Genomic DNA, 21,493 nt, shown 5'->3' on the forward strand with positions numbered 1-21,493 from the left:
TCCGGAGGGACCGCGCAGGGGAAGACAAAAAACGGAGGACGGCAGATGAAGGTAGTCTTGTTTTGCGGCGGCCAGGGGACCCGGCTCCGCGACTATTCCGACCAGATCCCGAAACCGCTGGTGCCGGTGGGCGGACGCCCGATCCTGTGGCACATCATGCGCTACTACGCCGCTTTCGGGCATACGGAATTCATCCTCTGCCTCGGCTACAAGGGCGAGACGATCAAGCGGTTCTTCCTCGACTACGACGAATGCCTCACCAATGATTTCATTCTCGAGCAGGGCGGCGCCAAGATCCAGGTGCTGGGCAATGATATCAGCGACTGGCGCATCACCTTCGTGGACACCGGCCAAAGCACCAATATCGGCGGCCGCCTTCTGAAAGTGCGCGAGCATCTGGAGGGCGAGGAGATGTTCCTTGCCAATTACGCCGACACGCTGACGGACATGGACCTGAACGCCATGATCTCCGAATTCTCCGGCACCAGCGCCGTGGCCGGCTTCTGCTGCGTGAAGCCGCCCTATTCGTTCCACCTGGTGTCCTTCGGCAACGAGGGGCTGATCTCGCGCATTTCGGATGTGAAGGAGTCCGGCATGTGGATGAACGGCGGCTATTTCGTGCTGCGCCCGGAAATCTTCGACAAGCTGCACGAAGGCGAAGAGCTGGTCATCGAAGGCTTCGACCGCCTGGTGCGGGAACAGCGGCTCTTTGCCCACCAGCACCAGGGGTTCTGGACCTGCATGGACACCTTCAAGGAAAAGCAGGCGCTCGACGACCGGGTCGCAGCCGGGGATACCCCCTGGCGGGTCTGGAGAACGGACTAGCCATGCAGGGCCTCCGTTTCGGCAGCCTCCGGACCATCCTCTGCCTCGGCGCGCACAGCGACGACATTGAGATCGGCGCCGGTGCAACCCTGCTCCGGCTGGTGCGCGAAAACCCGGCGGCCCGGGTGGTCTGGGTGGTGTGTTCGGCCGCGGGGGTGCGCGGCGGCGAAGCCGCGGACAGCGCCCGCCGGTTCCTGCAGGGGGCGGGCGGGTCCGACATCCGCCTCGGCGAATTCCGGGACGGCCATTTCCCGGCGCAGATGAGCAGTCTCAAGAGCTATTTCGAGGCGCTGAAGCCGCTTGATCCGGACCTGATCCTGACCCATTACGGCGACGACCTGCACCAGGACCACCGGGCCGTGTCGCAGGCGACATGGAACACCTTCCGCAATCACACCATCCTGGAATACGAGATCCCCAAATGGGATGGCGGCCTCGGCTCCCCGAATGTCTTCGTGCCCGCCTCCGCCGCCGACACCGACCGCAAGATCGCGGTCCTGACATCCTGTTTTGCGTCCCAGGCGGACAAACACTGGTTCGACGACCTGACATTCCGGGGGCTGATGCGGCTGCGCGGGCTGGAATGCAACGCACCGGAGCATCTGGCGGAAGGGTTCTATGCCCGCAAGATCAGCATCGGCGGCCCGCCGCAGGCCTAGCCGCGGCAGGCTTCGGGCTGCTGTTTCCGGCAGGAAAGCTCTCTCGCCGGCCGGCCGAGCGCGCGCCTGTGGCTGCCTCCCGGATGAAACACGGCGGCAGGCAAAACCGGGTAATCCTGATTATGTAAATAACTTTCAAAATCTACAGGCCTCGACTTTACAACTGAGCGAAGATTTCCAGGAACGCGAACGGTGAAAACGCAGCCAGAACCGCACAATGGCGACCTGGAGTATCCTGGTGCACATGCGGATGCGGTATATCCGGTGAGGCGCCGGGACGCGGTTGCAGCGGCCGCTGAATTCCTATTCGGCCAACGCCAGCCGCCCCGGGCAAACTCACGCAGTTGCTGGCGCAGCTCCACTACGTCATTGCGCAGCTGCTCCACCCCGGCCCGTTGGCTGCAGCCAAAGCTGCAAGCCTGCAGTGCCGGCCAGAAGGCAAACAGGTCTGCGCTTGTTTCTTCCGGGACGGTATTTCAATCAAAAGCAATCTGCCTGCTGGCGCTGCGCCTCTCTTGCATCAGCCACCTTGGACTGCGGATCTATGGTCCCGGCCCGCGAATTGCCCTGTGGAACCATGGTCCGGGACCGCATTCGGCAAAACCCGCCGGCCAGGTGGCGGGACGCCTGCGGCTCAGAACAGGAAATCATCCGCCGCCAGCTGCTCCGGCAGCAGGTCCTGCAGGAAGACCTGCCCCGACCCGGTAAGGATCAGCGTGCCGCCGTCGTGGCCGCTGATTTCCAGGTCCTGGACCCCGGCCGCGGCAGTGCCGCCCAGGTTGATCAAATCGCTGCCCGGGGTGAAATCCGCGATGGTGTCGCGGCCGTGGCTGGCGGCAAAGACAAATTCATCGGCGCCCGCGCCGCCCGCCAGCCGGTCATCGCCGCGGCCGCCATTCAGCCGGTCATCGCCGCCGCCGCCCCAAATCCGGTCGCGCCCGCCCTGCCCCAGCAGATTGTCTGCGCCTCCACCGCCCCACAGCCGGTCGGCTCCGCCGCCGCCCAGCAGCCTGTCCGCCCCGGCCTGGCCGCGCAGCTGATCCGCCGCCGTGCCGCCCCACAGGCGGTCGCCGCCGCCGCCGCCCAGCAGGGTGTCACGGCCGCCCTGGCCCCGCAGCCAGTCGCCGCCGCCGCCGCCCGCCAGCTCATCGCTGCCGCTGCCGCCCGCCAGCCGGTCGCGCCCGCCCTGGCCCTCCAGCAGGTCATCGCCGCCGCCGCCGCTGAGCGTGTCCCGCCCGCCGCCGCCCAGCAACCGGTCGCTGCCGCCCAGCCCGTAAAGCGCGTCGGCACCGCTGCTGCCCGACAAGCGGTCGCCGCCGCTGCCGCCCCAGAAACTGCCGCCCGGCAGGCTCACCCCCAGGTCCTGCCGGTCCGGCGCGGCAAAGCGCAGCGCCGGGCCGAACACATCTTCCAGCGTCAAGGGCGTGCCCTCGGCGCTGTTCACGGTGATCCGGGTCTCCCCGGCCTGCAGCACAATCCCGCGGGCGGTCTCCTCAGCCGCCAGCTGCGCCGGGCTGTAGAGACGGTCAAACGCCGACAGGTCCAGCAGGTCGGCACCGGGGGTGAAATCCGCCACCGTCACCGCCGCCGGGTCCGGAGTGATCACAAAGATGTCGTTCCCGGCACCGCCCGTCAGCCGCCCGCCGCCAGCCCCCGCCACCAGCACGTCATCGCCGCCCAGCCCGAAAAGATCCGCGCTGCCCTGCCCGCCCATCAGCAGGTCATCCCCGCCGCTGCCCGCCAGTTGCCCGGCGCCGGGCTCAGCGGTCTGCACCACGCCCAGTTCCGCCAGCGGCAGGCTGAACCGGCTGACGCCGCCCTCCGCCCCGGAGGCGGCAAACACCTGCAGCTGGCCGTCCACCGCCGCCGCTTCCAGCGCGGTCACATTCTGCAGCCCCGTCCCGGGCGCCTGCTCCAGCGCCCGGATGTGGATCAGCTGCCCGTCCGGCGCCAGGCGGAACAGGCTGAGCCCGCCGTCATTGCCAGCCGCAACCACCAGCACATGGCCATCCGCCTCCACCACTTCCAGCGCCGCCAGGCCGCCGAACCGGGTCTCCTGGGTGTCATTCACCTGGCCGGCAAAGCGCAGGCCGCCGCCTGCGTCCAGCTCCATCACGCTGATCGAGCTGCTGCCCGCCGCGCCCGCCAGCACCCAGGTCCGCCCGCCCGCCTCAACGGTTTCCAGCGCAGTGATGGCTGAAACCGCCAGCCCCTGCTCCAGCCCCAGTTCCCCGGCCGGCGACAGATCGCCGTCTGCCGCCGCGCGGTAGCTCCGCAGCCCCTGCGCATCCGCCGCCAGCAGCACCGGCCCGCCCGGCCCCTGCACCGCGGCCAGCAGCGCCGCACCCTCCAGCGCATAGGCCGCATCGCCGCCCGCGCGGCCCGCTGCCGCTTCTGCCGCACCCGCCGCATCCAGCCGCCAGCCCTGCAGCTGGCCGCTGCCCTGGGAGACGCCATAGAACGCGCTCTTGCCATCCCCCAGCTGCAGCACCGCCACCGCACCGAACCCGCCCGGCTCCGCCGCCGTCAGCGCCGTGCTGGCCTGGCGGCCCAGGCTGCCGTCCGCCTGCAGCCCCCAGGAGGTGAAGGCGCCGTCAGCGGTGCCCGCCTGCACCAGCCGCAGGCCGCCGCCCGTCTCTGCCAGCTGGAAACTGCCGGTGCGCAGGGAGGCCTGCCCGTGCAGCGCCTGCTCCTGCAGCTGCGGCAGCCGGCTGCCGCCATCCAGCCGCCAGCAGCTGATGCCGCCGTTCATCCCGGTGATCGCGTACAGCATGGCCTGGCCGTCCTGCACCGCGATCTCCAGATCGCGCAGATCGCTGCCGAAAATCAAATCCCCTGCGCCGAACCGTCCGCTGAATGCCAATGCCATGACCCGCTCCCTTGCGTCTCCAAACCCGGGGCCGAAACTGGCGGGCGGGCGCGGCGCAAAACGGGAAGCAAAACGGGCAAAATCAGGGACATTGTTTACAGATTGACGACAATTGCGCGAACAGGGCGGGAACGGGGGCGGAACAGGCGCAGCCCGCGCGTCCGCGCCGAGAGGGTGTTGCGCAAGCAGCGTACGCCCCGTTAGCGCCGCCTTGACGCGGCTCTGGCACTCTGGCGCGCAAGATCCCCATCCGCCCCGCAACAGGAGCCCAGCCATGACCCAGGCCTCGCCGACCCTCTCCCTGCCCTATCTGATGCCGTCCCAGGCGCAGAAACATGTGACCCACAATGAGGCGCTGCAGATGCTGGATGCGCTGGTGCAGCTCAGTGCCGAAGGCTTCGAGGCTGTCACGCCCCCCGCCAGCCCGGGCCTGGGCGAAACCCATGTGCTGGCAGCCAGCCCTGGCGGCGCCTGGGCCGGCCATGGGCAGCAGATCGCGGTCTGGCAGGGCGAAGGCTGGCTGTTCCTGGCGCCGCGGCCCGGCTGGCGCGCCTGGGGCGCGGCTGAGGGCGAGCTGAGGATCTGGGACGGCAGCGCCTGGATCCTGCCGCCCGCCGGAACCCAGAACCTCGCCCGCGTCGGGGTGGGAACCGCCGCGGATGCCGCCAATCCGCTGTCGGTGGCAGGGCCAGCGACACTGCTGACCCATGCAGGCAGCGGCCATCAGCTGAAGATCAACAAGGCCGCCGCCGCCGGCACCGCCGCGCTGCTGCTGCAGACCAATTGGAGCGGCCGCGCCGAAATCGGACTCGCAGGCAACGACGACCTTTCGGTCAAGGTCTCCGGCGACGGCAGCAGCTGGCACACGGCGCTGACGGTGGCCGCAGCCAGCGGCTATGCCGGCCTCGGCACCGCCAGCCCGGCGGCGCATCTGGAGATTGCCGGCGGCAGCGCCGACTACCTGCTGGCCGGCAGCGGCAGCCCGGATTTCCGGCTTGGCGCCGATGGCAACGGCAGCTGCACCGGCGCCTGGACCGGCGGCGGCGCCGATTACGCCGAATGGTTCGAATGGGCAGACGGCAACCCCGGGGCGGAGGACCGCCGCGGGATCTCGGTGGTGCTGGCGGGAGCCAAGATCCGCCCCGCAAAGCCCGGCGAGACGCCCGCCGGCGTGATCAGCGCCAGCCCGGCAGTGATCGGCGACGGCGACATGGGCGGATGGAAAGGGCGCTGGCAGCGCGACGCCTACGGCGCGCTGCTGCGCGATGCGGAAGGGCACCCGCTGGCAAATCCCGCCTATGATCCGGCCCGGGCCTATGTGCCGCGGGCAGAGCGCCCGGAATGGGCGCTGGTGGGGCTGGTGGGCAAGCTGCGCCTGCGCCGCGGCCAGCCGGCGGCGCCGGGCTGGATCCGGATGCGGCAGGCCGCGCCGGAGGTGGAAGAGTGGCTGGTCCGCTAACGCCGGGCCCGGCCTGCGCCCGCGGCAGGTCAGTCGGGCCAGAGCTCCCACATCTGCAGCAGCGTGCGGCGGGCAAAACCGGTGAACTTTCCCCCGGCATTGGGATAGGTGGTCAGCTCGCCGAACACCGGCCCCTGCGTGGTCAGGTAGAAATCCAGCCGCAGCAGCCAGGGCAGCCGCCGCGACAGATGCTCGGCCATGGCAATCAGCGCACCATAGCCGGACGGCACCGTGAACGCCGCCGCCTCGGGCCAGCCTTTTTCCGCATGCGGCAGGCGGCGCCCCTCGCGGTCCACCGTGGCCAGGCTGCGCTTTCCGTCCGGGGCGTTGCGGTCATGCACGCAAACAAAGCCGGCATGGCCGCCCGCGGCAAACACCTTGAAATCGCGCGGGATCACCAGCGCCGGGTCTTCTGCCGCCTGCACATCCGTCAGCAGCTCTTCGGCCATGACCGGCACCGGGGTTTTAAAACTGCGGCCGTAAAGCGCTTGGGCATAGCCCGGCAGATCGCCGCCGCAGGCGGCCCGCCCGATATGGTCCCAGCCTGCCGCTGCCACGATCACCCCCCTGCAGGAGGACGCATTCTGCGGCTTGATGACCACCCGCTCCGGCAGCGCCGCCCAATCCAGCGCTTCCAGCCCGGAGGCCGCCTGGTACAGCCGCGGCAGCGGCAGGCCCAGGTCTTCGATATAGGTCCGCATCGCCGTCTTGCGGCTGAGCGCCGCGGTATGCGCATGCACCTGGCTGCGGGGGCTCCCGTACCAGGACTGCAGCCGTGCCCGCATCCGCTGCCGGAGGCCGTCCCGGCCTTCGGTCTGCAGATGCGGCAGCAGCCCCCAGGGACGGCAGGCAAGCGACGCATCCAGCGCGCAGGCCGCCCCGATCAGCGCCAGCCCTTCGGCCCTGGCCCCGTCCTGCAGCGCCCGCCGCCCCGCGCGCAGCAGCGGCCTTGCCCGGCCGGGCAAGGCCGGGCAAGGCGCCCAGCCCTCCTGCAGTGCAGCCCCTTGCCCGTCCATCAGCAGCACAGCCCTAACCCTTGGCGCCCTGGCCGCGGGCATAGACATCTTCGTAACGGATGATGTCGTCCTCGCCCAGATAGCTGCCGGTCTGCACCTCGACCAGCACCATCGGCACCTTGCCCGGGTTCTCCATCCGGTGCACCGCGCCCAGCGGGATGTAGACCGACTGGTTCTCGGTCACCAGTTTCACCTCGTCGTTTACCGTCACCCGGGCGGTGCCCTCGACCACGATCCAATGCTCTGAGCGGTGGTGATGGCTCTGCAGCGACAGCGCCGCGCCGGGATGCACATGGATCCGCTTCACCTGAAAGCGGTCGCCCACCGCCAGGCTTTCAAACCAGCCCCAGGGGCGGTGGTCCTTGGGAAACTCGGTGGCCTGTTTCGCCGCCTTCGCCTTCAGCGCCGCCACCGCCTGCTTGACGTCCTGGGCGCGGGAGGCATCCGCCACCAGCACCGCGTCCGGCATCGCCACCGCAATCACGTTCCTGAGGCCGATGCCGACCAGCTCGAGGTTATCATCCTCCGAACGCAGCAGGCTGTCTTCGCAATCAATCGCGGTGGCAGGGCCGGAGGCCGCAACGCCGGTTTCATCCCGCGCGCCCTCGCGCCAGACCGCGTCCCAGCCGCCGAGATCCGACCAGCCGCCGGCAAAGGGCACAACGGCCAGGTTGTCCGCCTTCTCCATCACCGCATAGTCGATGGAAATGTCCGCGGCCCCCGCCCAGGCCTCCGGATCAAGCCGCAGGAAGCCGAGGTCGCACTGGCCCTGATCCACCGCCGCCTGCACCGGCGCCAGCAGATCCGGCGCGTGCTGGCGGAAGGCGGCCAGGATGGCCTGCACCGAAAACAGGAAGATGCCCGCATTCCACAGGAACCGGCCGGAGGCCAGCATCTTCTCCGCCGCCTTCTGATCCGGCTTTTCGACAAACCGCTTGAGCCCGATGGGCTTGGGCTCGAAGGCGCCGGGATCACCGTCAAGCTCCAGATAGCCGTAGCCGGTCTCCGCCCGGTCCGGCTTGATGCCGAAGGTGACGAGCCGGCCCGCGCGCGCCGCCGCCTCGCCCGCGGCCGCCGCGGCGCGGAAGGCGGCGGCATCGGGCACCACATGGTCCGACGGCGCCACCAGCATCAGGCCGTCCGGATCGCTCTGTTCCAGCCACAGCGCCGCCGCCAGCACCGCCGGCGCGGTATTGCGGCCCGCGGGCTCGATCAGGATGGCGCCGGGATCGATGCCCGCGCCGGCCAGCTGCTCGGTCACGATGAAGCGGAAATCGGAATTGGTCAGCACCAGCGGCGCCGCAAAGCCGTCCCCGGACAGCCGTTGCGCCGAGGCCTGAAACAGCGTCTCTTCGCCAGTGAGCGGCACAAACTGCTTGGGGTAGCTTTTGCGCGACAGCGGCCACAGCCTGGTGCCGGAGCCGCCGCAGAGGAGGATGGGGGTAATCATGCCAGAGGAACTTTCGCTGGGAACAAGAGGAAGAAAATACTACCGGATATGCTTCAGGGCAACGTAAGCAGATGCACCACATGACCGAAACGCTCTGAGCTGTCTGCTTCTCCTTTCAGCAAAGGAACTTCGGGCAATTCAGGCAATTGTTCGAATGTGATACGATCCCAGGTCACGGGTTCGAAGGTTTGCGAGCCAAGACGCTCGTAATAGCAGAACTGATCATAACATTTTACAAACCGTTCCGCGGCGCCATTCGACAGGCGGACCGTGCCTGTGCAGGGACCCATGAGATAATTCATGCCGCAGATGCGGACCGGGGCCTCCAGTTCCAGCGTCACCGCCTCGCCTGCAGGCAAGGGAAAGCAGCTCACCTCATACCCCCCTCGGGAAAAGGTCCTCAAGCCCGCCCCGCCGCACAGGGCACGACCGATATTAATGGCACCATAGCCGCCTGTCGCAGCTGTCTGGCCGCCATTCCGGACAGGCACCGCAGGCTCTTGCTCCAGCAACTCCAAGAGGCTTCCGGCATAGGCATCCACTCCCTCCGGCGTCGGGTGGACCACGTCACGCAGCAGCCCCTCTTTCTCGGGGGCCTTACGGTAAGTCAGGCCGGCCATGCGGCATGCCTGAGCATGCATCTCATAAACCCAATCCGTTTCCGCATTCACGTCCGCACGAGGCAGATCGAGGAAGGACAGTGCAATTCCACGTGCCGCACAGAGATGCAGCAAGCTATTCACCGTTTCGTTGTGATCCGCAGGCAAACGCGAGAATTGCCGGAAGCCCGGTGTCGCGAATTCCGCAACAACATGATCCGGGGCAAAATCTTCTACGATTTCTTCAAGGAGATGGCGCAAATGGAAAGGCTGCATCCCGCCGAGACCGATTTTGCGCAAAGCTACACCTGCATTATCTTGCAGGATTCCCTGAACCTTTTCGATGTACCCGGGGTTCTCAGCGGTCACACTGAAGCCCAGAACCAAAACCTGTTGCATCTTCACTTCACGTAACTGGCCATAAAACGGGAAACCGCAAAATTTACCATGTCCGGCGCCACATGCAGCTCATCACTGCCCCAGGCCAGATTGCGAGGCGAATTCGTCACCATCTCATAGCTGGGAAAATAATCAATGTACTCATGTTTACCCGCCAGGCTTTGCGCGACCACCCGCAGCAGGGATTTGGAATAGGTATTGGCAGTAATAACGTCAACGCTGCTCCAAGTAGTAGACATCGGCACAGGCGACACAGTCAACACAAAGGATACATCCTTGCGGCTGTACTTCCGAATCAGCTCAATCCCCTTGGCGATCGCAGTATAGCAATCGTCATAGCTGCTGTTGATGAACTCGAAGCGTTCGCCCGCTGATTTCATCAGGCGGGGCGGCGGGCTGGAATTCAAGAACAGCCCCGACACGGTGTCAAACCAAGTTTCGCTCAACCCAAGCGTAATAAAAACAACATCGGCGTCGCGCACTTGCAGAACCAATTGCTCAACCTTATCCCGCAGTGCGGAAAGCACGTCAAACGGCAAGGGCTTGAGGATCGCAGCAAGCTGAGGATCGACCCATTTGCCATCTTCGACCTCCAAGAAACCATGGTCCGGAGGATTGGTGCCTTCCAGCACCCGCTCCAGTTCGCTGTAGATAGCCTGGGTGCTGTATTTGTTGAGCAAAGACCTCGGATTCGGCCTGTTGTTCAAAGCCCCGACACTGCTCATCAGCAATTCCCGATCGAAATCGAAACGGGTGGTGATGACATCTACGCCGCTGGCGGCCAGGGTATTTTCGACATTCCGTGCGAAGCAGGAGCCGATGGTGAAAACTGAAGCAGTTTCAGGAATGAAAAACTTGGGATCCACATGAACCGGCATGTAACTGCCGGTCTTGAAGCGCGCCATGGCGGTATTCGCATCTGTTTTTTCCGCTTCGACGACTGGCACCCACCGCTTGAATTTATTCTTAAACGCAATGCGGAGCGCATCCTTGGAAAAGTACCGTTGCATCTGAAACTCCTTTTTGTTTATGCGCTGCGCAGTTCAGAGACCGTCTGCCCCAGGAACCAGCCGTAGGTGCCGCGCACCCCGTCCTCGAGGCTGATCGAAGCCTGCCAGCCCAGCCGCTTGAGCCGCGACACGTCCATCAGCTTGCGCGGCGTGCCGTCGGGCTTGGAGGGATCGGTCAGGATCTCCCCCTTGAAGCCGGTCACCCGCGCCACCAGCTGCGCCAGCTCCAGGATCGACACATCCGCGCCGCAGCCGACGTTGATGTGGCTGAGCATCGCTTGCGTTTCGCGCTGGTAGGTTTCCGTATCCAGATCCATCACAAACAGCGAGGCTTCGGCCATGTCGTCCACATGCAGGAACTCGCGCCGCGGCGTGCCCGAGCCCCAGATGGTGACGCTCCCGGCGCCCGATTGCGCCGCCTCGTGGAAGCGGCGGATCAGCGCCGGCAGCACGTGGGAGTTCTCGGGGTGGAAATTGTCGCCCGGCCCATAGAGGTTGGTCGGCATCACCGAGCGGTAATCCACGCCGTACTGCCGGTTGTAGCTTTCGCACAGCTTGATGCCCGCAATCTTGGCAATCGCATAGGGCTCGTTGGTGGGTTCCAGCACGCCTGTGAGCAGCGCATCCTCCGCCATCGGCTGCGGCGCCATCTTCGGGTAGATGCAGGAGGAGCCAAGCTGCAAGAGCTTTTGCACGCCCGCCTCGAAGGCGGCGTGGATCACATTGCATTCGATCATCAGGTTTTTATAGATGAACTCAGCCGGGTAGGAATTGTTGGCAACGATGCCGCCCACCTTGGCCGCCGCCAGGATCACCTGATCGGGTTTCTCCGCCTGGAAGAACGCCCGCACTGCGGCCTGATCGGTCAGGTCCAGTTCGGCGCTGGTGCGGGTGATCAGCTCCAGGTCTTCGCCTGCCGCCTTGCGTGCCTCCAGGCGGCGCAGGATGGCGCCGCCGACCATGCCGCGGTGGCCTGCAATGTAGATCTTTGCCGCCATCGCCTCAGCCCTCCACGCTGACCGGCAGATCGTAGCCGTGCTCCTTCAGCAGCGCATGGCGGCGGGCGGTTTTCAGGTCCTCGGCGACCATTTCGGCGCACATCTCCTGGGTGGTGATCTCCGGCTCCCAGCCCAGTTTCTGCTTGGCTTTTGCGGGATCGCCCAGCAGCGTCTCCACCTCTGCCGGGCGGAAATAGCGCGGGTCGATGCGCATGATCACATCGCCTGCCTTCAGCGCCGGCGCCTTATCGCCCTCGACCATGGCCACGGTGGCGGTCTCGTCAACGCCCGTGCCGGAGAACTCCAGGTGGATGCCCAGCTCGGCGGCGGACCAGGCGATGAACTGGCGCACCGAATACTGCTTGCCGGTGGCGATCACGAAATCCTCGGCCGCCTCCTGCTGCAGCATCATCCACTGCATCCGCACATAGTCCTTGGCATGGCCCCAGTCGCGCAGCGCGTCGATGTTGCCCATATAGAGGCACGGCTCCAGCCCTTGCGCGATATTTGCCAGGCCGCGGGTGATCTTGCGGGTCACAAAGGTTTCGCCGCGGCGCGGGCTCTCGTGGTTGAACAGGATGCCGTTGCAGGCATACATGCCGTAGGCCTCGCGGTAGTTGACTGTGATCCAGTAGCTGTAGAGCTTGGCCACCGCATAAGGCGAGCGCGGGTAGAACGGCGTGGTCTCGCGCTGCGGGGTTTCCTGCACCAGGCCGTAAAGCTCCGAGGTCGAGGCCTGGTAGAAGCGGGTCTTCTTCTCCAGGCCGAGGAAGCGGATCGCCTCCAGGAGGCGCAGTGTGCCCATGGCATCCACGTCGGCGGTGTATTCCGGGCTCTCGAAGGAGACCGCCACATGGCTCTGCGCACCCAGGTTATAGACCTCGTCGGGCTGCACCTCCTGCAGGATGCGGGTCAGGTTCGAGCTGTCGGTCAGATCGCCGTAATGCAGCTTGAAGCGGGCATTGTCCACATGCGGGTCCTGATAGATGTGGTCCACCCGCTCGGTGTTGAACAGCGAGGCACGGCGCTTGATGCCATGCACCTCATACCCCTTCTCCAGAAGGAATTCCGCCAGGTAGGAACCGTCCTGGCCGGTGATGCCGGTGATGAGTGCTTTTTTCATTGCAAAACCCTGTACTGTCTGCCTCAAACGCTAGCCCTGTGATTAGGGCAGATGCGCCGGGAAGAGAAGAGCAGGTTTCCCGTTCAGGCGGATTCCCGGCCCGGTTCCGGGTCATAGCCCAGGCGGGTGCACAAGCTGGCATAGGCGGAAGAGGCTCCGGCCTCCTGCACCAGCTCTTTCGGCACCGGCCGCCGCGGCCGGGGTTCGATCACTTCGCCGCGGCGGCCGCTGTCGCCGGACAGCGCTATGGCGGCGAAATCATCCTGGAAGTCCGGGTTGAAGGCCAGCCCGAGGATATCGCAGATCTGCTGCATGCGCACCGGCGGCTCGGCCACGAAATCCTCGTAGCGCAGCAGCTCCGCCCCGGCGTAGTGATCCAGGAAAGCCAGATAGCGGCAGGCGTATTCCTCCAGCGTGGCAGGCTGCCAATGCACCCAGTCCCGCTGCAGCAGGCTGAGATAGGAATCCAGCGGATGGCGCACGGTGACCAGGCTCTGCAGCCGGTAGCCGCCCTGCTCCAGGATCTGGCGCAGCGACGGCCGTTCCGGGATGGCGCTGCCGCAGCAGAAATGGCTGTGGGCATGATCGCGCAGGATCAGGTCGCGGCCTTCGGCGCGGGTGTCCGCCGCCAGCGCCGCCAGCCCGGCCAGGAAGATGCGCAGCAGCGTCTCCTGCTCCGGCGGGCTGGAGCCCAGCTTGGCCAGGCCGATCAGATCGGCGGGCAGGAAGCCGTGCCGGTGGGTCATCGTGCTCAGCGGATCGACCTCGCTCAGCAGCCGGGTGCAGGGCATCGCGGCAATGCAGCGGCTGATCAGGGTGCCGCCGGTGCAGGCGAAATGATGCACCGTGCGCAGCAGCGGCGGCTGCGGCCTGCCCGCCAGCCCTTCCCCTTCTGCCAGCAGCTCCGGCAGCTCTGCCGAGGACTGCAGCCGCCCAGCCAGGGCGGCATCCTGCTGGGCGGCGGCGGCGGTCAGCGCCAGCTGCCGCTCCAGATCCGTTGCCGGGGCCCGTTTCGAGGCCGGTGTCAGGGGCTGCGGCGGGGCCAAACGGCTCATGCGCCGCTGCCGTTGCTGAGGGCGGCGGCAGCGGCCAGCACCGGCCGGGCCTCTTCCGGCGCGCTGTCATCCATCAGATAGCCCAGGCAGGCGCTGGTGCGGCGCAGCAGATCCTCCTGCGCCTCCTGGCGCTGCAGGAGAGCGCTGTAGCGCTTCTGCAATTCTTTCAGATCCGCTTCGCGGCGGCTTTGCAGCCGCAGCGCCACTGCCAGGGACTGCTGCGCCTGCCGGGTTTCGCCCCCGGCTGCAGCCGCTTTGTCCTCTGCGGCCTGCCGGGCCTCAGAACTAGCCGCTGTTTCCGCTTCCAGCTCCGCTACCCGTGCAGCCAGCTTCTCCGCTTCCACCGCGGCTGCGCTGCGGGCGGATGCCGCCTCTTCCAATTCCTGCGCCTGGCGCCGGTTTTCCGCCTCCAGCTCCGCCATCCGCGCAGCCAGCTTCTCTGCTTCCACCGCGGCTGCGCTGCGGGCGGACGCCGCCTCTTCCAATTCCTGCGCCTGGCGCCGGTTTTCCGCCTCCAGCTCCGCCATCCGCGCAGCCAGCTTCTCTGCTTCCACCGCGGCTGCGCTGCGGGCGGACGCCGCCTCTTCCAATTCCTGCGCCTGGCACTGGTTTTCCGCTTCCAGCTCCACCACCCGCGCAGCCAGCCGCTCCGCTTCGCCCCCGGCACAGCTGCGGGCAGAGGCGGCCTCGTCCAGGTCCTGCGCCTGGCGCCGGTTTTCCGCCTCCAGCTCCGCCATCCGCGCAGCCAGCTTCTCCGCTTCCACCGCGGCTGCGCTGCGGGCGGATGCCGCCTCTTCCAATTCCTGCGCCTGGCACTGGTTTTCCGCCTCCAGCTCCGCCATCCGCGCAGCCAGCTTCTTCGCTTCCACCGCGGCTGCGCTGCGGGCGGACGCCGCCTCTTCTAATTCCTGCGCCTGGCACTGGTTTTCTGCTTCCAGCTCCGCCACCCACGCCGTCAGCTTCTCCGCTTCGCCCCCGGCACGGCTCCGGCATGCCAGTACATGTGGACGGTCAGGATCAGTTGAAGCTGCGTCCATCCAGGTGTCATAGCCGAGGGCTTGCAACTGCGCGCGGATGGCTGCCATCCCCGGCGCCCCCTCATAGAGCGACTCCAGCCCCTCCTGAATGCGGATCGCTGAAAACTGCGCCAGCCGCCCAGCCTCCGCCAGCGCTGCGAGAATGCCCATTGTTTCACCAGGCGTCTCCAGCACCAACAGGCCGGCGCCGCCTTCCGGCAAATTCAACCCATCCAGCAGTTGCAGCGGGCACACCGGTTCGGCAGGCTCCTCGGCTAAAACCTCCAACCCCGGGAACAATCCGCGCAATCCATCCGGGCGCGACAGGCTGTTCAAATCCGCAAAGTTGGTTCGGAAGAACGTCCGGGCATCCTTGCGAGCGGTCACCGCAGCCTGCACGCTCCTGACCGCTGAAAACCGCCCCGCCAGCGCCTGCAGCTGCCTAGCCGCCGCCGGATCCGCATCCGCCAGAACAACGGGATTAAGCCCCGCCGCCGCATAGGCCTCGGCTTCGGCTCCGCAGCCTGCACCAATATGCAAGACATGGGTGACCGGCACAGACAGCTTGAAATCCATCAGGCATACCCTTTCAGGCTCATAATCTGCCGCAACCGCCTGAAAGGAGCTGTGATCCGGAAAGACTTCGAAGCCTCAAAACGGCGGATCTGCTCTTTCAATTCCTGCACCTCACGGGCGCGGGTCCCGGCAACGGCCTCCAATTCGGCAATTGTACTGCTAGCCGCATCCAGCACCGCCTGTTTCGACTGCAGCCGCTCTTGCGCTGTGGCGGTATCTGCGCGCAACCTGTCCCGCTCCGCCTGCAGGGCCTCCACCTGGCTTTGATAGCTGTCCAGTCCGTTGCGCATTTGCTGAAGCCGCTGTTCAGCCTGCAGCTCCGCTTCCTCCAATTGCCTTTCGGCCGCCAGTTTGGCGGAGTAGAGCGCTTCTGCCTGCTCATACATGCTGCGCTGCTGGTCCTGCAGCAGGCTTAGCTCCAGCATCATCTCCTGCTGTTCAAGATAGGCCTCCAGCGCCGCATCCGACCCTGCAGCGGCCTCAGCAAGCGGCACCCGGGAGGCTGCGAACTCCCCGGCCAGGGCCGCCAGCCCGGGGTCCGAGCGAAGCCGCTCTGCGGCCAGCGCCAGCAAGACGGGATCAGGCGCGTCCTGATCTGCCAGCCGGACCAGCTCCGCAGCGCTGCCGCTGAGGCCGAAATACGCCAGGAACGCCTCCGGCGCCCGGCTGATCTGACCGGCATCGAAAATGCAGACCTGGCGCCGGTTCCGCCGCTGCAGAGCCAGAACCGCCTGCGCCTGTGCCTGCCACGCCTGCAGGGCCAGCCCAGGATTCTGATCCTGCACCAGCGCCTGGCACAGATGCTCAGCAGGAGAACGGCACATCAGCAGCACCACCTCCCCGGCAGTCGGCTGCGGCAAATCCACGGCGGCGTCCACCGCATAACGGGTATTCAGCAGCTCCTGCACCGGAGCCGCCAGAAGCTCCCCTGCAGGGCTCCACAGCACCACACGCTGGACCGAATCAATCACTGATTGCAAAGTTCGCCCATTTGCTTCACCTGTCATAAATACACCACCTCAATCAATGCACTCGGCGCCCGCCCCGCTCAAACCAGGGCTGAACCCGCTGCCGGTTCGCCGACTCTGCCGTGCCTGCCCTCGTTTCATCTCGTGCTTTCTTAAGAGCCTCCACTGTCAAATGGCAAGCCGCGCCCCCCCCAATCGCGCTTTTGAGCGGGACAGTGTCCGCCTTGCTCTGCTATAGCCCCGCCGCGAATGGACGGAAACGGCAGGACAGCAGGCGGATGATACGGGTTTTCAGGACAGGGGCGCATGCACAACGCACACCGCTCAGCTATTCCGCACTCGCGCCCCTGTTTTCCGGCGAGATCGACCATGCCGAACGTCCGGATCAGGCGGACATCTATGTGTTTGCCCATCCCCTGGACATCGAGAACGCGCGCCCCGAGCTGGTTGAAGACTGGCGGCAACGGCGGCGCCCGGTTGTTCTGCTCTCCGAGGAACCCTTCTGGGATACCATCTGGGGCCGCCAGCCGCTGGCGCGGCAGCGCACCCTCGACAGCCGCTTCGGCCTGCTTCCGGTCCACCAGCTCAACCATTGCACCTCCTCCATCTTCCGCTTTGCAAAGATCCCCTACTACCTGCTGACCAACCATCGCTTTGCCAATGCCTATGCGGCACGGCTCAAGCGCAACTGTGAATTGTCGGCGCAGGACTGGCAGGATGCCTTCACCAGCCGCCCCACCCGCCTCTCATTCATGTTCGAACGCCGCCCCGAATCCTTTCACTCCGTCAGTTGGCCAGAGGCCGGGCTGGCCGGGCTTTGCCATTGGCGCACTGAGGTGGCAGAGCGCTGCCAGGCCGGCCCCATTGAACACTTCGGGCGCAGCTGGAACAAGGCCAGCCCGGACCGCCGCCAGCTCAGCGACTGGCACCTGGACAAGCTGGCGCTTCTGGACAGACGCCAGCGGACTCTGGCGGCGTTTGAGAACACCCATCACCCCGATTACATCACGGAAAAGATCTTTGACGCTTTCGCCTGCGGTGCCCTGCCCGCCTACTGGGCAGCGCCGGGACACCGGATGCATGGGTTCGGCCTGCCGGAAGGCTCCTGGCTGAACCTCCACGGGCTCACCCCGGACGAAGCCGCAGCCCGGCTCGACGGGCTGCCGTGGGACAGCCGCGCATGGGTTCGGGAAACCTGCGCGGCTTATACCGCGGCACAGCACCGCCTTGCCGCCCTGCTGTGCAATCCGCGCCACTGGCAGCAGGAGCGCCAGCGCCTGAAAACTGCGCTGCTGGCGGAACTCACCGGGATTCTGGATGGCGGCTGAACGGCTGCGCGCGGCCCGGCGCCGCTCCCCCCTTACAGGATCAGCAGCGGCTCCAGCCGGGCCACCGCCGCGCTGAACCGGCTGCTTTCAAAGAACAGGTTCAGCTCGCAGCTGTCCGCCTGCTCCAGCAGCCCGGCATCGACCGGGATGCTGGACAGTTTTTCGCGCGTGCCCGGGGCCATCACGACGGCCTCCGCGGCCCGCACATCCTGCAGCCCGCCTGCTTTGCGGAAATACCGCAGCACCGGAATGTAGGCGACCAGGCAATCGCTGTGCAGCCGCGCCAGAAGGCCGGCGTAGCGCACCTGCCGCAGGACCCGGGCAGGCAGGTGCATGCCCAGGCAGCACCAGCGGCCGCTGCCGCCATTCTCCACCTCAAGCAGGAAACCGCCGCTTTCCCCGTCCGGCCGCACTGCCATGCCCGCCTGTCCCCCAGGGTCGCAGGACAGCCAAATATCCTTCCCCAGGTTCACATGGCCTGCGCGCACCTGCCTGGCGGGCGCCGCAGACAGCTCCGCAATCTGGCCGTGCAAAAACGCAAGGGAGGGAAACGGGGGAGCAGAACCGGCGGGCGCCATTTAAAGATCCTTTCAGTATCGTATGCGGGCCTCAGAGTCCGGTAAAAATCTGCCGGTTTCAACCCGCACTTATCCCATGGTTGTGCGCCCGCCCTCCCGGTGCTAGAGGGCTGGGGCCTATTCCCGGACCTGATTGCCGAGTGCCATGCTTCCCACCATTTCGATCACCACCCCCTGTCTGAACGCCGCCGCAACCCTGGACCAGACCATTCAGAGCGTCATCACCCAGGGCGGCGGTTTTTATATCCGGTATCATGTGCAGGACGGCGGTTCGGATGACGGCACCGTTGAACGGCTGGCCTGGTGGCAGAAGGAACTGGCCGCCAGCCGCATCCCGCTGCACTGCGCCGGCCTGGAGTTCAGCTACAGCTCCGAACCCGATGCGGGTATGTACGATGCCCTGTGCAAGGGCATCAGCGCCCTCCAGGCCTCCAGCAGCGGGTTTCTTACCTGGATCACCGCCGGCAGCATGCTCGCCCCGGGCGCCCTGGCCTTTATTGCCGCAGCCGCCAGGCAGTTCCAACCTCAGGAAGCCTCCTGGATCAGCGGTCTGTCCGCTCCGCTGCGGGACGGCATGCCGCTGCCCCAGGCAGATGCGCCGGTTTCCACCCAAGCCATGAAACAAGGCCTTTGCGACGGCAGGCATTGGGCTGCTCTGCAACCGGAAGGCGTCTTTTTCCGCAGGTGGCTGTGGGATGCCATCGAACCGGAAAAGCACATCATCCCCTTGAAGCAGGCCGCTGACTGGAATATCTGGCGGCAGTTTGCGCAACGTGCCTCCTTGGCGCAAGCGCAGGTGCTTCTTGCTCTCCATCAGGACCGCCCCAAGGATCTGGACCAAGCATTGGAGGCCATCCTGCCTGCGGCGCAGCGCCAGGCGGCCTTGCAGGCGCTGCCCGGCACCGGCGCCAGCCGCCGCCTGCTGGTGCTGTCCAGCAGCGATGGGAGCATGCGGATTACCCGGGAAGATCAAGGAGCGCTGCTGGAGCAGAACCACATGGCTGTGTTTGGCAGAAAACCCGGGCACCTGAAAAAAACGGATGCAGCTGTCCTGCACACCGGCACTCCCCGCCCGGCCGGAGAGACCAGGCCGGCGCCGCGCCCGGCTGCAGCGCCGCCCCTTGAGGACAGTATCACCTTCAAGGACAACATTCTGGCGTTCGACCGGGACTGGCAGTTCCCGGCCATCACCGAACAGCACGCCTTCCATCAGCTGCGCGATCTGGGCGCCGTGCCGGAAGGCATCACCTATGCCGCCTACCCCTGGGCCACCCTGATCGACAAGCTGCAGCGCAAGGCTGCCGATCACAAGCAGCACCTGGAGGCCTTCCGCGCGTTCTGCCGGCTGCTGCCCAAAGACACCATCAAGGTCACCGTCTGCCAGCACATCAAGATGAAAGAGTTCCTGCACCTCTTCGAGGACGCCGGGGTCTCCCGCATCTTCTGGACCCATTGCACCCATGCGGACATGGAAAGCGCCGGGGCCGGGAGCGCATCCGGCCCGGCCCTGCGCCCGTTCCCGCTCTATCCGGTGCAGGTGACCGAAACGACCGAGGAATACGCCAAGCCCGAGCGGCCCTACCTGTTCTCCTTTATCGGTGCGAAGTCCAACCAGCATTATCTGACTGATTCCCGCGCCTGGATCCTGGACATCCTAAAGGACCATTCCGAAGGGCTGATCATCGGCCGCGACAGCTGGCACTACAACAAGGTGGTCTACGATCATCAGGTGACAGGCAACGCCAAGAAGGGCGACGAACTGATCAACCAGTCGGCCTCCGAGCAGTTCAAGGCCTCGCTGGCGCAAAGCGTCTTCTCGCTGTGCCCGTCCGGGTCCGGCCCCAATTCCATCCGCCTGTGGGAAAGCCTCGGCGCCGGCGCCATCCCGGTGATCCTGGCGGACACCTACGCCCCGCCGGGCAATCCGGACCTGTGGCAGCAGGCGGCGGTCTTCTGCCGCGAAACCCCTGAAGACATCCGGGCCCTGCCCGCCCGCCTGAAAGAGATTGCAAGTGATCCGGACGCCCTGGCGCGGATGCGCCACGCCGGGCGGCAGCTCTGGGCGCTCTACGGCCCGCACGCCTTCATCTACGACCTGCAGAAGTTCATGCTCGAAGCCGCGGACCGGCCGCAGCCTGCCGTGCAGCCCGCCTCCGGGGAGAGCACCCGCCCGGCCTTCCTTGCGGCTCTGCAGGACAATCTGGAACGCCAGGACCGCCCCAGCCGGGACGATGCCGCCTTCCTGCTGCAAAACCTGGCCACCAGCCTGCTGCTGGGCGGCCCCGACGCCCTGCGGGCGCATGAACAGGACCGCCGCGCGGCCGCCATGGAGCAAGCCGCCCGCGGCCTGCTGGCGGCAGACTCGGCCGAGTTGCAGCACCTGGACCGGGTGCTGGGTCTGCTGCGGCGCCGCGCCGCGCGCACCCCGGTGAGCGCTCCGGCCCTTGGCGCAGGCAGCGGCCTGCGGGTCTGCCTCTTCGGCCGCCATTCCAACCGCACCCCGCTCGCCTATGCGCCGTTCCGGAAGCTGGTGCAGGGCAAGGTGGACTTCGTTCAGGACCCCGCCGCCGCCGATCTGGTGCTGACCGGTTTCAACCTGGATCTGCGGGAAAATGCGCAAGCCTTGCAAGAGGCCGCCCGCGTCCAGCCGCAGCTGCGGCTGGCGGTGATATCAGAAGAACCCTTGTGGGATTCAGTCTGGAGCGGCGGCTTCGCCGAACGGGACCGGCTGCTGCAGCATGACGGAGCGGAACTCGGCTACAGCTTCTTCAACCATTCGAACTCGGAGATCTTCGATTTCCAGAACATTCCCTATTTTCTGCTGACCCGCGAGGATTTCCAGGCCCGCTACGGGCTGCTCCTGGCCCGCCACACGGACTTGAGCCCGCAAGCGCTCTGCCGCCACTGGCAGGATGCCGCCATCCCAGCAGCGTTCTACGCCGAGGTGCGCGATGGCGAGCCCTACCGCAGGTCCTGGCCGGAACAAGAGGTGCATGGGCTCAGCGTGTACCGCACCGAAGTGGCCCGCCAGGTGGAACTGACAGGCACTGTCAGGGCCGGCAAAGGCTGGCATTCGGACGCCCCGCGCCAGGCGCTGCCGGACTGGCACCTGGACAAGCTCGCCGCCCTGGACATGCAAGTCCGCATCGCCTCGGCCTATGAGAACACCCACCAGAATGCCTATATCTCGGAAAAGATCTTCGACGCCTTCGTGGTTGGCGGCATCCCTACTTACTATGCAGGATCCCGGCACCGGGTGCTGGAACTGGTCCCAGACAGCTGCATGATCAACACCTACGGCCAAGACGCTGCAACGGCAGCCGGGCGGATTGCCAGTTTCACCCCCGACACGGCTTTTGCCGAAGCCTGGCTCGAAACCGCCCGCACCCTGCAAAAGCGGTTTACGGACGTGGAAGCAATCGCCTCCGAAAGGCAGCGGGTGGCCGGTGCCGTTGTGGCCGCACTGGAAGCCTGTATGCAAACACCGCCTGCCGCCGCACCCGCAGTACCGGAGGTAACTGCAGCTTGACCTTCCCGCCTCAGCCTGACCACAGCCGCACCCATC

Annotated in this window: 16 protein-coding genes; 5 read left to right on the top strand and 11 right to left on the bottom strand. The window is 66.2% G+C overall.

The features are described from left to right. Window positions 1–45 precede the first annotated feature (45 nt). Both AC5STB_RS20240 and AC5STB_RS20245 read left to right on the top strand, forming a co-directional pair. Complete coding sequence (locus AC5STB_RS20240; RefSeq protein WP_495444663.1) at window positions 46–825, top strand: sugar phosphate nucleotidyltransferase; 780 nt, start codon at window positions 46–48, stop codon at window positions 823–825. 2 nt (window positions 826–827) lie between these two features. Then, the gene (locus tag AC5STB_RS20245) at window positions 828–1,484 is read left to right on the top strand and encodes a PIG-L deacetylase family protein (RefSeq protein ID WP_495444664.1); all 657 of its coding nucleotides are present in this window, start codon (window positions 828–830) and stop codon (window positions 1,482–1,484) included. A gap of 634 nt (window positions 1,485–2,118) precedes the next feature. On the opposite strand, the gene AC5STB_RS20250 is transcribed toward AC5STB_RS20245, so the two are convergent. Further along, window positions 2,119–4,353: a calcium-binding protein gene (locus AC5STB_RS20250; protein ID WP_495444665.1), complete on the bottom strand. Its 2,235-nt coding sequence runs from the start codon at window positions 4,351–4,353 to the stop codon at window positions 2,119–2,121. 274 nt (window positions 4,354–4,627) lie between these two features. On the opposite strand from AC5STB_RS20250, the gene AC5STB_RS20255 reads away from it, so the two are divergent. Next, window positions 4,628–5,812 (top strand): DUF2793 domain-containing protein, encoded by a 1,185-nt coding sequence (locus AC5STB_RS20255; RefSeq protein WP_495444666.1) that lies wholly within the window; start codon window positions 4,628–4,630, stop codon window positions 5,810–5,812. Between the two features lie 29 nt (window positions 5,813–5,841). Here AC5STB_RS20255 and AC5STB_RS20260 read toward each other — a convergent pair whose 3' ends face one another. From AC5STB_RS20260 to AC5STB_RS20300, 9 genes are all read right to left on the bottom strand, one after another. Continuing rightward, complete coding sequence (locus AC5STB_RS20260; protein WP_495444667.1) at window positions 5,842–6,828, bottom strand: ATP-grasp fold amidoligase family protein; 987 nt, start codon at window positions 6,826–6,828, stop codon at window positions 5,842–5,844. Between the two features lie 13 nt (window positions 6,829–6,841). Next, complete coding sequence (locus AC5STB_RS20265) at window positions 6,842–8,278, bottom strand: mannose-1-phosphate guanylyltransferase/mannose-6-phosphate isomerase (protein WP_495444668.1); 1,437 nt, start codon at window positions 8,276–8,278, stop codon at window positions 6,842–6,844. Window positions 8,279–8,331: 53 nt separating this feature from the next. After that, window positions 8,332–9,276, bottom strand: coding sequence for a hypothetical protein (locus AC5STB_RS20270; RefSeq protein WP_495444669.1), 945 nt, complete (start codon window positions 9,274–9,276; stop codon window positions 8,332–8,334). Between the two features lie 2 nt (window positions 9,277–9,278). Next, window positions 9,279–10,286: a GSCFA domain-containing protein gene (locus AC5STB_RS20275; protein ID WP_495444670.1), complete on the bottom strand. Its 1,008-nt coding sequence runs from the start codon at window positions 10,284–10,286 to the stop codon at window positions 9,279–9,281. 17 nt (window positions 10,287–10,303) lie between these two features. Beyond that, window positions 10,304–11,284 carry a GDP-L-fucose synthase gene (gene fcl, locus AC5STB_RS20280; protein ID WP_495444671.1) on the bottom strand — a complete coding sequence of 327 codons (981 nt, stop codon included), beginning with the start codon at window positions 11,282–11,284 and terminating at the stop codon, window positions 10,304–10,306. 4 nt (window positions 11,285–11,288) lie between these two features. Continuing rightward, complete coding sequence (gene gmd / locus AC5STB_RS20285) at window positions 11,289–12,407, bottom strand: GDP-mannose 4,6-dehydratase (protein WP_495444672.1); 1,119 nt, start codon at window positions 12,405–12,407, stop codon at window positions 11,289–11,291. Between the two features lie 83 nt (window positions 12,408–12,490). Beyond that, the gene (locus AC5STB_RS20290) at window positions 12,491–13,462 is read right to left on the bottom strand and encodes a sulfotransferase family protein (RefSeq protein ID WP_495444673.1); all 972 of its coding nucleotides are present in this window, start codon (window positions 13,460–13,462) and stop codon (window positions 12,491–12,493) included. Next, on the bottom strand, window positions 13,459–15,054 hold the full coding sequence (locus AC5STB_RS20295; protein ID WP_495444674.1) for a hypothetical protein: 1,596 nt from the start codon (window positions 15,052–15,054) through the stop codon (window positions 13,459–13,461). Before AC5STB_RS20295 ends, AC5STB_RS20290 begins: the two co-directional genes overlap by 4 nt. Next, window positions 15,054–16,025, bottom strand: coding sequence for a hypothetical protein (locus tag AC5STB_RS20300; RefSeq protein WP_495444675.1), 972 nt, complete (start codon window positions 16,023–16,025; stop codon window positions 15,054–15,056). The genes AC5STB_RS20295 and AC5STB_RS20300 overlap by 1 nt, the downstream gene beginning before the upstream one ends. A gap of 275 nt (window positions 16,026–16,300) precedes the next feature. On the opposite strand from AC5STB_RS20300, the gene AC5STB_RS20305 reads away from it, so the two are divergent. Continuing rightward, window positions 16,301–17,350 (top strand): glycosyltransferase family 10 domain-containing protein, encoded by a 1,050-nt coding sequence (locus tag AC5STB_RS20305; RefSeq protein ID WP_495444676.1) that lies wholly within the window; start codon window positions 16,301–16,303, stop codon window positions 17,348–17,350. A gap of 32 nt (window positions 17,351–17,382) precedes the next feature. Here the strand turns inward: AC5STB_RS20305 and AC5STB_RS20310 are convergent, their stop codons facing one another. Next, window positions 17,383–17,769: a hypothetical protein gene (locus AC5STB_RS20310; RefSeq protein WP_495444677.1), complete on the bottom strand. Its 387-nt coding sequence runs from the start codon at window positions 17,767–17,769 to the stop codon at window positions 17,383–17,385. Window positions 17,770–18,073: 304 nt separating this feature from the next. Between AC5STB_RS20310 and AC5STB_RS20315 the strand changes: the two genes are divergently transcribed. Beyond that, window positions 18,074–21,457 (top strand): exostosin domain-containing protein, encoded by a 3,384-nt coding sequence (locus AC5STB_RS20315; protein WP_495444678.1) that lies wholly within the window; start codon window positions 18,074–18,076, stop codon window positions 21,455–21,457. Window positions 21,458–21,493 lie beyond the last annotated feature (36 nt).

Source organism: Leisingera sp. CC-HEC093, assembly GCF_059429195.1.